General features: G+C 68.4%; 9 protein-coding genes. 1 reads left to right on the top strand and 8 read right to left on the bottom strand.

What is annotated here, in order from left to right:
* Positions 1-13: 13 nt before the first annotated feature.
* From mutS to ASD79_RS21710, 4 genes are all read right to left on the bottom strand, one after another.
* Positions 14-2713 (bottom strand): DNA mismatch repair protein MutS, encoded by a 2700-nt coding sequence (gene mutS, locus ASD79_RS21725; RefSeq protein ID WP_056725573.1) that lies wholly within the window; start codon positions 2711-2713, stop codon positions 14-16.
* A gap of 376 nt (positions 2714-3089) precedes the next feature.
* Positions 3090-4238 (bottom strand): molecular chaperone DnaJ, encoded by a 1149-nt coding sequence (gene dnaJ / locus ASD79_RS21720; protein ID WP_056725571.1) that lies wholly within the window; start codon positions 4236-4238, stop codon positions 3090-3092.
* A 139-nt stretch (positions 4239-4377) separates the two neighbouring features.
* On the bottom strand, positions 4378-6273 hold the full coding sequence (dnaK, locus tag ASD79_RS21715) for a molecular chaperone DnaK (RefSeq protein WP_056725569.1): 1896 nt from the start codon (positions 6271-6273) through the stop codon (positions 4378-4380).
* A gap of 381 nt (positions 6274-6654) precedes the next feature.
* Positions 6655-9318 carry a M1 family metallopeptidase gene (locus ASD79_RS21710; protein WP_056725567.1) on the bottom strand — a complete coding sequence of 888 codons (2664 nt, stop codon included), beginning with the start codon at positions 9316-9318 and terminating at the stop codon, positions 6655-6657.
* A gap of 93 nt (positions 9319-9411) precedes the next feature.
* Between ASD79_RS21710 and ASD79_RS21705 the strand changes: the two genes are divergently transcribed.
* The gene (locus tag ASD79_RS21705; RefSeq protein ID WP_056725564.1) at positions 9412-10029 is read left to right on the top strand and encodes an alpha-ketoglutarate-dependent dioxygenase AlkB; all 618 of its coding nucleotides are present in this window, start codon (positions 9412-9414) and stop codon (positions 10027-10029) included.
* A gap of 184 nt (positions 10030-10213) precedes the next feature.
* On the opposite strand, the gene dnaA is transcribed toward ASD79_RS21705, so the two are convergent.
* The 4 genes from dnaA to ASD79_RS21685 all read right to left on the bottom strand — a co-directional run bounded on the left by dnaA (position 10214) and on the right by ASD79_RS21685 (position 14155).
* Positions 10214-11698, bottom strand: coding sequence for a chromosomal replication initiator protein DnaA (dnaA, locus tag ASD79_RS21700; RefSeq protein ID WP_056725563.1), 1485 nt, complete (start codon positions 11696-11698; stop codon positions 10214-10216).
* A gap of 424 nt (positions 11699-12122) precedes the next feature.
* Positions 12123-12398 (bottom strand): 30S ribosomal protein S20, encoded by a 276-nt coding sequence (gene rpsT, locus ASD79_RS21695; RefSeq protein ID WP_007664810.1) that lies wholly within the window; start codon positions 12396-12398, stop codon positions 12123-12125.
* A 137-nt stretch (positions 12399-12535) separates the two neighbouring features.
* Positions 12536-13324: an enoyl-CoA hydratase gene (locus ASD79_RS21690; protein ID WP_056725561.1), complete on the bottom strand. Its 789-nt coding sequence runs from the start codon at positions 13322-13324 to the stop codon at positions 12536-12538.
* Between the two features lie 204 nt (positions 13325-13528).
* Complete coding sequence (locus ASD79_RS21685; RefSeq protein WP_056725560.1) at positions 13529-14155, bottom strand: glutathione S-transferase family protein; 627 nt, start codon at positions 14153-14155, stop codon at positions 13529-13531.
* Positions 14156-14650 lie beyond the last annotated feature (495 nt).

Below are 14650 nucleotides of genomic sequence, written 5' to 3'. Positions count from 1 at the left end.
CCACTATAGGACCTCAGGTCTTGAGCAGAGCCTTAAGACGATAAAGCGCGTCCAGGGCCTCGCGCGGGCTCATGCCGTCGACGTCCAGGTCTTCCAGGGCGGCGTCGGTGCGGCTGGGCGCCGCTTGAACAGGCGCCGCGACCGACACATGGCTGGCGAACAGCGGCAGGTCGTCGAGCTTGGCCGGTGATTCGGTCTTGCTCTCCAGGCGATCGAGCACCTCCTTGGCGCGCGCCACCACCTGCGGCGGCACCCCTGCCAGCTTGGCCACCTGCACGCCGTAGGAGCGGTCGGCCGGGCCGGCGGCGGCCTCGTGCAGGAACACCAGGTCGCCGTTCCATTCCTTGGCCCGCAGGCTGAGGTTGGAGACGTGGGCCAGCCGCGTCTCCAAGGTCGCCAGCTCGTGATAGTGGGTGGCGAACAGGGCGCGGCAGCGGTTGGTGTCGTGCAGGGCCTCGGCGCAGGCCCAGGCGATGGCCAGGCCGTCATAGGTGGCCGTGCCCCGGCCGATCTCGTCCAGGATCACCAGGCTGCGCGGGCTGGCCTGGGTGAGGATGGCGGCGGTCTCGACCATCTCCATCATGAAGGTCGAGCGGCCCCGGGCCAGGTCGTCGCCGGCCCCGACCCGGCTGAACAGCCGGTCGACGACGCCGAGGCGCAAGGACTTGGCCGGCACGTAGCAACCGGCCTGGGCCAGGATGGCCAGCAGGGCGTTCTGGCGCAGGAAGGTCGACTTGCCGGCCATGTTGGGGCCGGTGACGATCGACAGTCGCGCCCCGGCCTCGCCGGCCGCGTCCAGGCAGCAGTCGTTGGGGGTGTAGGGGTCGCCGGCCCGCTTGACGGCGGCCTCGACCACCGGGTGGCGGGCGGCCTTGGCCTCGAAGGCCAGGGACTTGTCGACGGTCGGGCGCACCGCGCCGCTGTCCTCGGCCCATTCGGCCAGGGCGGCGGCGACATCCAGCCGGGCCAGGGCCTCGGCGGCCATCTGGATCGGCTCGGCCAGGGCGACGGCCTCGGCGCGCCAGTCCTCGAAGGCGGCGACCTCCATGGCCAGGGCCCGCTCGGCGGCCTGGGCGATACGGGCGTCCAGGTCGGCCAGCTCGACGGTGGTGAACCGCACCTGATTGGCCAGGGTCTGGCGGTGGATGAATGTGGCGTTCAGCGGCGGCTGGAACAGCGGGTCGGCCTTGCCGGCCGTGGCCTCGACGAAATAGCCGAGCACGCCGTTGTGGCGGATCTTCAGCGGCACGCCGCTTTCCTGGACCAGGCGGGTCTCCAGGGCGGCGACCACCCGACGGCTGTCGTCGCGCAGGGCGCGGGCCTGGTCGAGCTCGGGGCGCACCCCGGCCGCGACGTAGCCGCCGTCGCGGGCCAGGGCCGGCAGATCGGGGCCCAGGCCAACTTCCAGCTGTTCGAGCAGGCGCGACACGCCCTCCTGCAGCGCCGGGGTCAGGGCCTTGAGCGCGGCTTCCAGCTCGGCGGGCGGCGGCGACAGCGGGTCGCCCGAGCCACCGACCATGCCGGCCAGCTTCTCGCCGGTCTTCAGGCCGTCCTTGAGGCAGCCCAGGTCGCGCGGACCACCGCGGCCCAGGGCCAGGCGCGACAGCGCGCGGGCCATGTCGCCGGCCCCCTTTAGCACCTCGCGCAGGCGTTCGCGCAGGGGCCGGTGGTCGACGAACCATTCGACGGCGTCCAGGCGGGCGTCGATGGCGTGGGGATCGAGCAGCGGCCGGGCCAGGCGCGAGGCCAGCAGGCGGGCCCCGCCGGCCGTGACGGTGCGGTCGATGACCGCCAGCAGCGAGCCGCTTCGATCACCATTTTGGGTGCGATCGATCTCCAGGCTGGAACGGGTGGCCGGGTCGATCGACATCACGTCGGCCTCGGCGGCGCGGCGCGGGGCGCGCAGGGCCGGCAGCCTGCCGGCCTGGGTCATTTCCAGGTGGGCGGCGATCAGGCCCAGGGCGCCGATCTCGGCCGACGAGAGCCCGCCGAACCCGTCGAGGGTGTCGACGCCGTACAGCCGCTTGACCCGGGTCTCCGAGGCCTGGGGCTCGGACAGGGCCGACGGCATCGGCTGGATCAGGCCGCCGCAGATCTTCAGGGTCTGGGACAGGTCGTCGTCCGACAACAGGCGGTCGGCGACCAGGGTCTCCGACGGGGCCAGGGCGGCCAGGATCGCCCCCACGGCGCTCTTGGCGACCAGGAAGCACTCGACCTCGCCGGTCGACAACTCGACGGCCGCCACGGCCGCCTGGCCGGCCCGCACGGCGACGGCGGCCAGGCGGTTGGCGCCGCGCGCGTCCAGCAGGCCGTCCTCGGTCAGGGTGCCAGGGGTGACCACCCGGACGATGTCGCGGCGGACCACCGACTTGGAGCCGCGCTTCTTGGCCTCGGCCGGGTCTTCCATCTGTTCGCAGACGGCGACCTTGAAGCCCATGCGGATCAGCTTGGACAGATAGGCCTCGGCCGCGTGGTGCGGCACGCCGGCCATCGGGATCGGCTGGCCGTTGTGGTTGCCCCGGAAGGTCTGGGAGATGCCCAGGGCGGCGGCCGCCCGGATCGCGTCGTCGAAGAACAGCTCGTAGAAATCGCCCATCCGGAAGAAGATCAGCGCGTCGGGCTGCCGCGTCTTCATCTCGAAGAACTGCTGCATCACCGGCGTCGCGCCGGTGGCGTCATAGGTCTGGACGGGAGCGGAGGCGGGGGCGTTCATCCGACGGGAAACTACAGAGCGTCGCGGCCCGCGTTAAGCGGCGATTGGCGGCGATCACCGAATGCTGACCAATTTGCAGAATCTGCAAATTGCCATCAGATCACAGTCGACGGACGCTCCTTTGGAGCGACACTGGCCGAAGGGATCGGCGCGGCCATGACGGCCTGAACGATCTAGGTCCACACCCCCCAACAGTTGTCATCCCGGCCGCAGCGAAGCGGAGAGCCGGGACCCAGGGCAACCGCACTGCGTCGGCCCTGGGTCCCGGACAGCTCTGCGCGCTTCCGGGATGACAACTGTTGGGGGGCGCTTGAATGCAGAAAGGGCCCGGAACCTGAGTTCCGGGCCCTTCTCATATAGCGTCGGAAAGCGCCGCCTAGCTGCCTGTCACTTCTTCCCAGAACCGCTTGGCCTTGCCGACGAAATTGGCCGACTTGGGGTTCTGCTTCTCGCTGCACAGGGTGGCCAGCTCGTTGAGCAGCTCCTTCTGGCGCGCCGACAGATGGGTGGGGGTTTCCACGAACAGTTCGACCACCAGGTCGCCGCGTTGGCGGCTGCGCAGGGACGGCATGCCCTTGCCCTTGAGGCGGACGGTCTTGCCGGTCTGGGCGCCTTCCGGAACCTTGACCGTGATGCGGCAGGCGCCGTCGCAGGCCTCGCCGCCGAGCAGGCAGGGGGCCTCGATGTCGCCGCCGAGCGCCGCGACGGTCATCGGCACCGGCACGGTGCACAGCAGATCCAGGCCGTCGCGCTCGAACAGTTCGTGCGGGATCACCGACAGGAACAGATAGAGGTCGCCGCGCGGGCCGCCGCGGGCCCCGGCGTCGCCTTCGCCGGCCAGGCGGATGCGGGCGCCGTCATCGACGCCGGCCGGGATGCGCACCGACAGCACGCGCTCGCGGCGCACCTGGCCGTGGCCATGGCAGCCGGTGCAGGGATCCAGCACCAGCCGGCCCGAACCGCCGCAGCGGGGACAGGCGCGTTCGACCGCGAAGAAACCCTGGGTGGCCCGCACGCGGCCGGCGCCGCCGCAGGTGCCGCAGACCGTCGGGCTGGTGCCGGGCTTGGCGCCCGAGCCGTCGCAGACCTCGCAGGTAATGGCGGCGGGAACCTTGATCTCGACCTCGGCGCCCGCATAGGCCTGCTCGAGGGTGATCTCCAGGTCGTAGCGCAGGTCCTGGCCGCGCTGGGGGCCGTTGTTGGCCTGGCGCCGGCCGCCGCCGAACATCTCGCCAAACACGTCGCCAAACACGTCGTTGAAGATGTCGCTGGCGTCGCCGCCGCCGAAACCGCCGCCTTGCTGGCCATTGACGCCGGCATGGCCGAAGCGGTCGTAGGCGGCGCGCTTCTGGGCGTCCGACAGCACCGAATAGGCTTCGTTGATTTCCTTGAACCGCGAGGAGGCGTTCTCGCAACCGCCGTTGCGGTCGGGATGGTGCTCCATCGCCATCTTGCGGAAAGCGACCTTGAGGGCGGCGTCATCGCAGCCTCGGGTCACGCCCAGGACGTCGTAATAGTCGCGCATCGTCAGGGTCGATCACTAGCCATGGTGGATAAGGAGGTGGGAGTGCTCCCGCCCGGCCGCAAGCGGCGGACGGGAGCCTTGTTCCCGAAAGGTGGCGCGGGAGGAACCGTGGTCACGTCTTCCGCCCCGCGACCCATCGTCACGCCGAAGGCTTGGAGTCGTCGACTTCTTCGAACTCGGCGTCGACGACACCGTCATCGGCGGCGGCTTCGTCACCTTCGCCGTCGCCCTGTTGGGCGCTGTACATGGCTTCACCCAGCTTCATCGAAGCCTGGATCAGCGCCTGGGTCTTGGCCTGGATGGCCTCGACGTCCTCGCCTTCCAGGGCCGCCTTCAGCTCGGTCAGGCCGGTCTCGATGGCGGCCTTCTCGGCCGGACCGACCTTGTCGCCGTGTTCGGCGAAGGCCTTCTCGGTCGAGTGGACGATGGCCTCGCCATGGTTCTTGGCCTCGACCAGCGCCTTCTTCTTGTCGTCCGAGGCCTTGTTGGCCTCGGCTTCCTTGACCATGCGCTCGATGTCCGCGTCCGACAGGCCGCCATTGGCCTGGATGCGGATCGAGTGCTCCTTGTTGGTCGCCTTGTCCTTGGCGTGGACATTGACGATGCCGTTGGCGTCGATGTCGAAGGTGACCTCGATCTGCGGCACGCCACGCGGGGCCGGCGGAATGCCCTGCAGGTCGAACTGACCCAGGAACTTGTTGTCCACCGCCATCGGACGCTCGCCCTGGAAGGCGCGGATCGTCACGGCCGACTGGTTGTCGTCGGCGGTCGAGAAGGTCTGCGAGCGCTTGGTCGGGATGGTGGTGTTGCGCTCGATCAGCGGGGTGAACACGCCGCCCAGGGTTTCGATGCCCAGGGTCAGCGGGGTCACGTCCAGCAGCAGCACGTCCTTGACGTCGCCTTGCAGAACGCCGGCCTGAACGGCGGCGCCCAGGGCCACGACTTCGTCCGGGTTGACGCCCTTGTGCGGCTCGCGGCCGAAGAAGTCCTGCACCGCCTGCTGGACCTTGGGCATGCGGCTCATCCCGCCGACCAGGATCACTTCGTCGATGTCGCTCTTCTTCAGGCCGGCGTCCTTGAGGGCCTGTTCGCACGGACCGATGGTGCGGGCGATCAGGTCTTCGACCAGGGCTTCCAGCTTGGAGCGCGACAGCTTGATGTTCAGGTGCAGCGGGCCCGACGCGTTCATCGAGATGAAGGGCAGGTTGACTTCGTACTGAGCCGTCGAGGACAGCTCCTTCTTGGCCTTTTCAGCCTCTTCGCGCAGACGCTGCAGGGCCAGCTTGTCCTTGCGCAGGTCGACGCCCTGCTCCTTCTTGAACTCGTCGGCCAGGTAGTCGACGATCCGCAGGTCGAAGTCCTCGCCGCCCAGGAAGGTGTCGCCGTTGGTCGACTTCACCTCGAAGACGCCGTCGCCGATTTCCAGGACCGAGACGTCGAAGGTGCCGCCGCCCAGGTCATAGACGGCGATCTTCTTGCCGTCGTTCTTGTCCAGGCCGTAGGCCAGGGCGGCCGCGGTCGGCTCGTTGATGATGCGCAGGACTTCCAGGCCGGCGATCTTGCCGGCGTCCTTGGTGGCCTGACGCTGGGCGTCGTTGAAATAGGCCGGAACGGTGATCACGGCCTTGGTGACGGTCTCGCCCAGATGGGTCTCGGCCGCTTCCTTCATCTTCTGCAGGATGAAGGCGGAAACTTCCTGCGGCGAGTAGTCCTTGCCGTGGGCCTTGACCCAGGCGTCGCCGGTCGGACCTTTGACGATCTCGTAGGGGACCATGGCCTTGTCCTTGGCCACGACCGGATCGGCGAAGTTACGGCCGATCAGACGCTTGATCGCGAAAAGGGTGTTGGTCGGGTTGGTGACGGCCTGGCGCTTAGCGGGCTGGCCGACAAGGCGCTCGCCGTCCTCGAGGAAGGCGACGACCGAAGGGGTGGTGCGAGCGCCTTCGGCGTTCTCGATCACCTTCGGGGTCTTGCCGTCCATGATGGCCACGCACGAGTTCGTGGTGCCAAGGTCGATACCGATAATCTTGCTCATGTTGAGACCTGCAGCTCCTAATGGCGGACGGCGGTGACAAGGGCCTTAAGGCAAGCGCCCCGGTTTTTCTCGAGCCGTCCCCGTCTGGTCGCGTTCTAACGGTTGATCCAAATCCTCGCCGCTCAAAACGACGGCCGAAACCGGCGTCTGTGCGGAAAGCGTTCGTTCAATCGAAGTTGACGGGCTCGTCAACCCCGCTTCGCAGCCGGATATGGGGGATAGGTACCAGCCTGCAAGCCCAATCCCGCATGGAAAGAAGGGGAATCGCGACTCCATGCGAAAATGGCCGCGCTCAAAAAAGCGCGGCCCTTCCGTCGGATAGGTCGCGAGCGAGGCTCAAATGCCTCAACTCGCGTTCGCTGAACCCGCTCATGGACCGTGTTAGCCGCCGGTCTTGGCGACCCAGGCGATGATCTGGGGCAGGGCGGCCTTGCGGGCCTTGATGCGATCGGTGATCGAGGCCACCGATTTTTCGGCCTCGCCGCGCGAGCCGGCCGGCAGGTTGGCGGCGGCATAGGCGGTGACCTTGTCGATCATCGCCGGATCGGCCGAACCCCTCGCCAGGCCGGGGATGAACTTGGTCGACGAAGCCGCGTCGACCTTGCCGTTCACCGCGTCCTTGTGGGCGACGGCGAAGTCGAAGGTCAGGTCAGGATGCAGCTTGGCGACCGTCGAGATCATGTTGGCCGACAGGGTTTCGCTCGGCTCGCCGGTCAGGGCCAGGTCCAGGGCCTTGGCGGCCAGGGCCGGATCCTCGGCCGAAGCCAGCTGGGTGTAGAGCTGGTCGCGGATCAGCGGGGTCTTCTCGGCCTTGGCCTGGGCGCGCAGGGCGTCCCAGGTCGCGGCGTCGGCGTTGCGGGCCACCGAGGCCAGGATCGCCTTGCGCAGCGGGCCGGGCACGGCGGTCGGGTCGGTCTTGTCGGCGGCGTAGCGACGGCGAGCCTCGGCGATCACCGCCGGGTCGCCCAGGGTGCTGAGGGCGCCGATCAGCGTCGTGCGCAGGGTGGTGACCGGCGCCGCTTCGCCCGGCTTGGCCGTCCAGCCCACTTGCTGGAACACCGGCGACAGGCGGGCGACAGCCAGCTTGCGGAAGGCGGCGCGGTCGGCTGGAGCGCTCTCGTACATGCCGTTGACGTTGGTCAGGATGGCCGCGGCCTTGCCCCACACCTGCGGGTCGGCGTCGACGGGCATGGCCATGATCAGGTCCAGGGCGTCGGTGACCGGCTGCTGACTGTTCAGGCCCAGGGCCCAGGCGTCGGACATCACGCCCAGCTGGTCGATGGCCGGCAGCTTGGCGAAGTTGGCCGCGACGGCGGCGAAGGCCTTGGGCGCGTAGAGGGTGCGGAAATAGCCGGCCTGGCCGGCGTTGACGACCACCGGGCCGCAGCCCTCGACGCTGAGCGCGCCCTTGCCGCTCTCGACCAGGGTCTTGGCCACCGTGCTCGAACCCACGACCTGGGCCGAGACCGGCACGCGCCAGGCCAGGGGGGTCTTGGTCGGCTTGTCGCGGCTGAACTCGCCCTGGGTCAAGGCGATCGGGGTCTTGCCAGCCTCGCAGGCGCCGGCCTCGACGGTGATCAGCGGCACGCCCGGCTGCAGGGTGAAGTCGTGGGCGATGGCGGTGATCGGCTTGCCGGCGGCGGCCTCGACCTCACGCCACAGGTCATCGGTCTGGGTGCTGCCGTGGGCGTTGGCCTTGATGTAGCGGCGCACGCCGTCGCGCCAGGCTTCGTGGCCGACATAGGCCTCGAGCATGCGGATGACCGCCTCGCCCTTCTGGTAGGTGATGCCGTCGAAGGCCTGGCTGGCCTGATCGACGGTTTCGACGTGCTGCACGACCGGATGGGTGGTGCTCAGCGAGTCCAGGCCCATGGCGTATTCACGACCGGCGACGGCGCTCAGCTGGCTGTTCCATTCGGGGTGGAAGTGCTCGGTGGCCCGGCCCTCCATCCACGAAGCGAAGCCCTCGTTCAGCCACAGGTCGTCCCACCACGACATGGTCACCAGGTCGCCGAACCACTGGTGGGCCATTTCGTGGGCGACGGTGGTGTAGATGTTCTCGCGGTCGTTCTGGGTGGAGATCGCCGGGTCGTCCAGCAGGGCGTATTCGAAGTAGAAGATCGCGCCCCAGTTCTCCATGGCGCTGAAGAACTGGCTCTGGCCGGGGGCGGCGATGTGGTCCAGCTTCGGCAGCGGGTAGGGGGCGCCGAAATAGTCGTTGTACCACTGCAGGATCGGGCCCGAGGACTTCAGGGCGAAGTCGGCCTTGGCCAGGTCGCCCTTCTTGGTGATCACCCCCATCTCGACGTCGCCGACCTTGGCGGTGGCGCGGTCGAACTCGCCCAGGCCGAAGAACAGCAGGTAGGTCGACATCTTGGGCGACGTCGCGAAGGTCACCTCGGTCTTGCCGCCGGAGAGGTCGCGGCTCTTGGCGATCGGCATGTTGCCGACGGCCATCTGGCCGGTCGGGACGGCGACCCGCATGTCGTAGGTCGCCTTGAAGAACGGCTCGTCCCACGACGGGATGAACCGGCGGGCGTCGCTGTTCTCGAACTGGGTGTAGAGGGCGCGCTTCTTGCCCTGGTCGGTGTCGTAGTCGAGGGCGAACAGGCCGGCGGCCTGCTTGTAGATCTTGCCGCTGTAGTCGATGGCCAGGACGTGCGGGCCCTTGGTCACCAGCTTGTCGAAGGTGAACGTAGCGGTCTGGGCCTCGGCGTCGACGGTGACCTTGGCGGAGCCTTGGCCAGCCAGCTCGACCTTGGAGAAGGCCAGGTCGGCGGCGTGCAGGGTGATGGTCTTGGTCGGGGTCGTCACGTCGACGGCGATCTTGACCGAAGCGGTGAAGGTCAGGTTTTCCGCGTCGGGCGTGAAGGCCAGGTCATAGTGGGTGGGCGTGACGCCGCGCGGCAGCTGGGTGGTCACCGTCGCGGCGGTGATCGAGGGTTTGGCGCTCGCTGGCTTGAGAGGGGCGGTCGTGGCGGCGAGGGCCGAACCGGCGGCAAGAACGAGCGCGGCGGCCGCCGCTGAGGAGAGAAGTCGACGCATGAACGGCCCTGGATTGCAAAAATTGTTCGGCGATTACGCCGGGCGGCGCAAACCAACACTGTCCTGGCGCGCCTGGCGCATTAAATCTGCGTAATGATCAAATCCCTCAGCATCGCGCCGGGCTTCGACCTCTGGCCGGACCTGCTGGACCCGCGGGTCCAGGCCGATCTCGCGCGCCTGACCCTGGCGGCGGTCGAGGCCGCGCCCCTGGGCCATTACGACACCGCCTATGGCAAGGTGATGAGCGTGGCGATGAGCAGCTTCGGGCCGCTGGGCTGGACCAGCGACAAGGCCGGCTATCGCTACGCCGACCGCCACCCGGGGACGGGCCAACCCTGGCCGGCCATGCCCCAGGCCCTGCTCGACCTCTGGGCGGCGCTGGGCGATCCGGAAACCCCGCCGGACTCCTGCCTGATCAACCTCTATCGCGACGACGCCCGCATGGGCCTGCACCAGGACCGCGACGAGGCCGATCCCCGCTTTCCGGTGCTGTCGATCTCATTGGGCGACACGGCGGTGTTCCGGATCGGCGGGACCGCGCGCAAGGACCCGACCCGGTCCCTGCGGCTGTCGTCCGGCGACGTCTGCCGGCTGTCGGGCCCCGCGCGCCTGGCCTTCCACGGCGTCGACCGCATCCTGCCGGGCTCGTCCGGCCTGGTTCCCGGCGGGGGACGGATCAATCTGACGCTGCGACGGGCCCGGGCCGCCTAAAGGTCCTCCCCCCGTGGGGGAGGCGATCGCGAAGCGATCGGTGGGGGGATATTGCTGAGCGGGCGGACCACTCCCCCCTCCGTCGGCTTCGCCGACACCTCCCCCCACAGGGGGAGGATCTTCCAGAAACGAAAAAGGGCCGCCCCATCGGGACGGCCCTTCATCATCTCGAAAACCGCAACCCTCAGCCGCGCAGCTTGCGGGCGATGGTTTCCAGATCCTGGCTGAGGACCGGGTCCTCGGCGCGCAGGGCCTCGATGCGGCGCACGGCGTGCAGGACGGTGGTGTGGTCGCGGCCGCCGAACCGCCGGCCGATGTCGGGCAGCGAGCGAGTGGTCAGTTGCTTGGCCAGCCACATGGCCGCCTGGCGCGGCCGGGCGATGGCGCGGTTGCGGCGCTCGCTCAGCAGGTCGGCCTGTTTCATGCCGTAGTGCTCGGACGTCGCCTTCTGGATGTCGTCGATGGTGATGCGCTTCTCGCCGGCCCGCAGGTGCGGCCGCAGGATCGCCTGGACCTCGTCCAGGGTCAGGCGCGACACGCCTTCGCCGGCCCGGGCCGACAGGGTGTTGAGCGCGCCTTCCAGCTCGCGGACGCTATCGGTGAAGCGGTCGGCCAGGAAGTGCAGCACCTCGGTGCGCAGGGTCGGCTCGAAGCCGTGCTGGCGCGACAGGGCCTGCAGCTTGCGCTCCAGGATGCCCAGGCGCAGGGCGCGATCGGCCGGCTCCAGGCCGCAGACCAGGCCCGCCGACAGGTGCGAGCGCAGGCGGGCGTCCATCTCGGTCATCGCCGCCGGGGCGCGGTCCGAGGAGAACACCACCCGGCGGCCGTCCTCGACCAGGGCGGTCAGGGTGTGGAACAGCTCTTCCTGGCTCGACTGCTTGCCGGCGATGAAGTGAACGTCGTCGATGATCAGCAGGTCGGCGCCGCGCAGCTCTTCCTTGAAGGCCGTGGTCTGGCGATCCATCACCGCCCGCACGAAGGTCGACAGGAAGCGCTCGGCGGTCAGGTAAACCACGCGCTTGGTCGGGGCCTGGCGCATGGCCTCCCAGGCCAGGGCGTTGAGCAGGTGGGTCTTGCCAAAGCCGTAGGGGCCGTGGAACAGCACCGGATTGAAATGGCCGTCGGCCCAGCTGGCCACCCGGCGGGCCACGGCGTGGGCGAACTCGTTGGCCGGACCCGGCACGAAGGTGTCGAAGGTGAAGCGCTCCTGCAGACCCTGGACGGGCGAGGGGCGGGCGCCGTTGGTCGGGGCCAGGGCCGGGACGTCGCTGGAGACGGGCAGGACGATCTCGATCGGCTCGGCCTTGGTCTCGCCATAGGTCGCGGGACCAGCGGCGGCCTCGAATTCCAGGCGCGATTTGAGCTCCAGGCGGCGCGAGGTGGCGTCGTTGGCGGCCCACAGCTCGCTGACGCGACGCCAGGCGCTGCGACGAATCCAGTCGCGGGCGATGCCCGTGGGCGTGACCAGCACGACGTCGCCGGTCTGGCCTTCACGGGCCTGGCCTTCACGCAGCACGGCCGGCGCGATCCACGAGCCAAAGGCGGCGTCGCCCAGCTCGCGCTTCAGCACCACGCAGACCTTGTTCCAGACGACGCCGGCCGGTTCGCAGGCAACCGTCGAGAACGCGGCCGAAAACTCCTGACTCACTAACCCGCCCTTGATCGTCATCAGTCATCGCCTCGTGCATGTGTCTTATTTCTGCCCCGATCGCCGCCCCCCATGGCGCGCGATCGCGTCCTCTTCACGCTCCCATTCCATGCGGACACAGGGGGTTGATCGGCGAACGCAAGGGTTCGGCCGCCACCAGTGATCTCCATGGACTGGAAGAGCGTTGAGACGCTTAAACTAGCCAGCGGCCCCTGCTGGTCAAACGGAAAACTTGCGTCCGATCGCGGATATTTCTGTTGACTCGCGACAGGCCCTCACCCGCCAAGGGAATGCAGTTTTTGACCCCGAGATTGAACGTGCGGAATGTCTCGCGGACAATCCCGGGTTTACAGATTTTGCATAGAAAAAGCCGACCGAGTTTCCTCGATCGGCTTCTCTAAGTCTTTGATTTCGCGGACCGAACGACGTTCGGTCGGAAACTGGATTAGGCCGCGGCCTGATCAAGCTTCTTCAGGCGAGCCGCCAGGCGCGAAACCTTGCGCGAGCCGGTGTTGGGGTGGACGACGCCCTTGGACACGGCGCGCATCAGTTCGGACTGCGCTTCGATGAAAGCGGCCTTGGCGACGGCGGCGTCGCCAGCGGCCAGGGCGTCTTCGAACTTGCGCAGGAAAGTGCGGACGCGCGAGCGACGAGCGGTGTTCACTTCGGTGCGACGAGCGATCTTGCGGATCGCTTTCTTGGCGCCGGGATTATTGGCCATAGTTCGGACCTTCAAACGGACAGCCGCGCGGGCAGCCGCGAAGCAGGAGAAATCAAGAGCGCGCGGATATACGGGAAGGGGCCCTTTGGGTCAATCCATTCAGGCCCTAGAATCTTCCGCCCGGGTCAAACGAGCGTTCACGTCCCCTTGAACGCCGGCTTCCGCTTCTCGACGAAGGCCGACATGCCTTCCTTCTGGTCATCGAAGGCGAACAGCGAGTGGAACAGACGCCGCTCCAGGGCCACGCCGGTGCTCAGCGTCGTCTCGTAGGCCGCGTTGACCAGTTCCTTGTTCATCGCCGTGGCCAGGGGCGACTGGGCGGCGATCCTGGCGGCGACGGCCAGGGCCTCGTCCACCAGCGTGTCGGCCGGGAAGATCCGCGACACCAGGCCGGCCCGCTCGGCTTCTTCGGCGCCCATCATCCGGCCGGTCAGGATCATGTCCATGGCCTTGGACTTGCCGACCAGGCGGGTCAGGCGCTGGGTGCCGCCGATGCCGGGCGCGACGCCGAGGGTGATCTCGGGCTGGCCGAACTTGGCGGTGTCGGCGGCCAGGATGAAGTCGCACATCATCGCCAACTCGCAGCCGCCGCCCAGGGCGTAGCCGGCCACCGCGGCGATGATCGGCTTGCGGGTGGTCTCGATGGCCCGGGCCCCGGCGGCGAAGAAGTCGTCCTTGAACATCTGAGCGTAGGACTTGTCCGACATCTCCTTGATGTCGGCCCCGGCCGCGAAGGCCTTGGCCGAGCCGGTGATGACGATGCAGCCCACCGTGTCGTCGGCCTGGGCGGCGGCCAGGGCCAGGGCCAGGTCGGCCAGCAGGGCGGTGTTGAGGGCGTTGAGGGCCTCAGGCCGGTTCAGGCGGATCAGGGTGACGCCGGGGGCGGTTTCGGGCGTTTCCACGATCAGGGTCTGGTACGCGGCCATGGATGGATCTCCTGTTGAGCGCCGCTGTTATAGAGGCGGCGGCGGCGTTGGGGAGTCCCCCGGGGATGCCTGGCGTCGAACCTTCGTCTCGCGAAGGGAGCCATGCTTGGATTTCACGGTGAAACGATCGTCGGGCTGACCGAGGTCGGCTTTCGACGGTGAGCGCCGCCCTCTCGCGCCTCAATTCGCGGGGCGGACGGGGGTTTAGGTGTTCACCCCTTCGTGCGAACGCTCCATGGCGCGCTTGTAGGCGTCGCGGCCCGTGGTGCGGGCGAGGTAGGCCTGTTCGGCGTCGCCGAGGGTGACGCCGCAGTTCCGTTGGCCCAGGTTCAGGGCGTAGGTCACCGAGATGTCGGCGGCGGTGAAAGCCTCGCCCGCGAGGTAGGGCGAGCTGGCAAGCCGTTGGCTGACCAGCTTCAGCCGCTTCTGGAACGACCGCAGACACCAGGTCGCGCCCCAGTTCTCCCGCTCGGCCTCGGGCGCGATGAAGCGGCTGACGACGACGGGCATCATCAGGGTCGCGAGGCCGGCTTCGCCCAGGTGCAGAAATTGCTGGTAGGCGGGGAAGGTCGGATCCCGCGGCGCGGGCGCCAGCGGCGTCGGCCCGTAGCGGGCCATCAGGTACTCCATGATCGCGATCGACTCGACCATGACCACGTCGCCGTCCTGGATCGCCGGGATGTAGTCGGCGGGGTTGACCGCCAGGAACTCGGGGTCCTGCTCGGCGGCCAGCATGTCCACCTGCCGCACGCGGTAGGGAAGGCCCATCTCCTCCAGCACCCAGACGACCCGGATCGATCGCGAGGTCTGTCCGCCCCACACGGTAATCATGCGCCGGCCCTTTCCTGGTGTGACTGAGGATCGATCATAGCGAACCTTATATGACCCTGGCGCTCCAGGCATTCCTAACACCCGCTTGGCGACAGCCCGCATCCGCCCCGGATGCGGCCACGCCTTAAACCCTTGGTGGATCGGAGCTCTGGCGTCTGACCGAGTCAAGGACGGCGCGTCGCGCCGCCTCGCCACCGCGGGCGGCCTTCTTGAACCCTCTCCCAGCGGGAGAGGGAGGGCCCACGCTGAAGGCGTGGGAGGGTGAGGGATCACGCCCTCACCGTTTTCTCTCAGCGCCCTGCCGGCGCGCCGTCCGACGTTTTACCCCCTCACCCTCCCACCGCTGCGCGGCGGGTCCCTCCCTCTCCCTCTGGGAGAGGGTTTTCGAAACGTCGGACGGGGACAGGCGGGCGTCTATCCCCGTCGCGGCTGGAACGAAGTTCAGCAATCTCAACGCCGTACAAAATAATCAGCGTCACGATCGCTGGCGTACTC

The sequence above is a fragment of the Caulobacter sp. Root655 genome (assembly GCF_001427665.1).
Lineage (GTDB): Bacteria > Pseudomonadota > Alphaproteobacteria > Caulobacterales > Caulobacteraceae > Caulobacter.
Note: the sequence above shows the minus strand (reverse complement) of the source record. Positions and strands in the feature narration are given on the sequence as shown.

What these genes read in the sequence shown, in the direction of transcription:
- ASD79_RS21685 (WP_056725560.1), bottom strand. Translation starts at nt 14,155, where the DNA reads ATGATTACCGTGTGGGGCGGACAGACCTCGCGATCGATCCGGGTCGTC.
- dnaA (WP_056725563.1), bottom strand. Translation starts at nt 11,698, where the DNA reads ATGACGATCAAGGGCGGGTTAGTGAGTCAGGAGTTTTCGGCCGCGTTC.
- dnaK (WP_056725569.1), bottom strand. Translation starts at nt 6,273, where the DNA reads ATGAGCAAGATTATCGGTATCGACCTTGGCACCACGAACTCGTGCGTG.
- ASD79_RS21705 (WP_056725564.1), top strand. Translation starts at nt 9,412, where the DNA reads ATGATCAAATCCCTCAGCATCGCGCCGGGCTTCGACCTCTGGCCGGAC.
- dnaJ (WP_056725571.1), bottom strand. Translation starts at nt 4,238, where the DNA reads ATGCGCGACTATTACGACGTCCTGGGCGTGACCCGAGGCTGCGATGAC.
- mutS (WP_056725573.1), bottom strand. Translation starts at nt 2,713, where the DNA reads ATGAACGCCCCCGCCTCCGCTCCCGTCCAGACCTATGACGCCACCGGC.
- ASD79_RS21690 (WP_056725561.1), bottom strand. Translation starts at nt 13,324, where the DNA reads ATGGCCGCGTACCAGACCCTGATCGTGGAAACGCCCGAAACCGCCCCC.
- rpsT (WP_007664810.1), bottom strand. Translation starts at nt 12,398, where the DNA reads ATGGCCAATAATCCCGGCGCCAAGAAAGCGATCCGCAAGATCGCTCGT.
- ASD79_RS21710 (WP_056725567.1), bottom strand. Translation starts at nt 9,318, where the DNA reads ATGCGTCGACTTCTCTCCTCAGCGGCGGCCGCCGCGCTCGTTCTTGCC.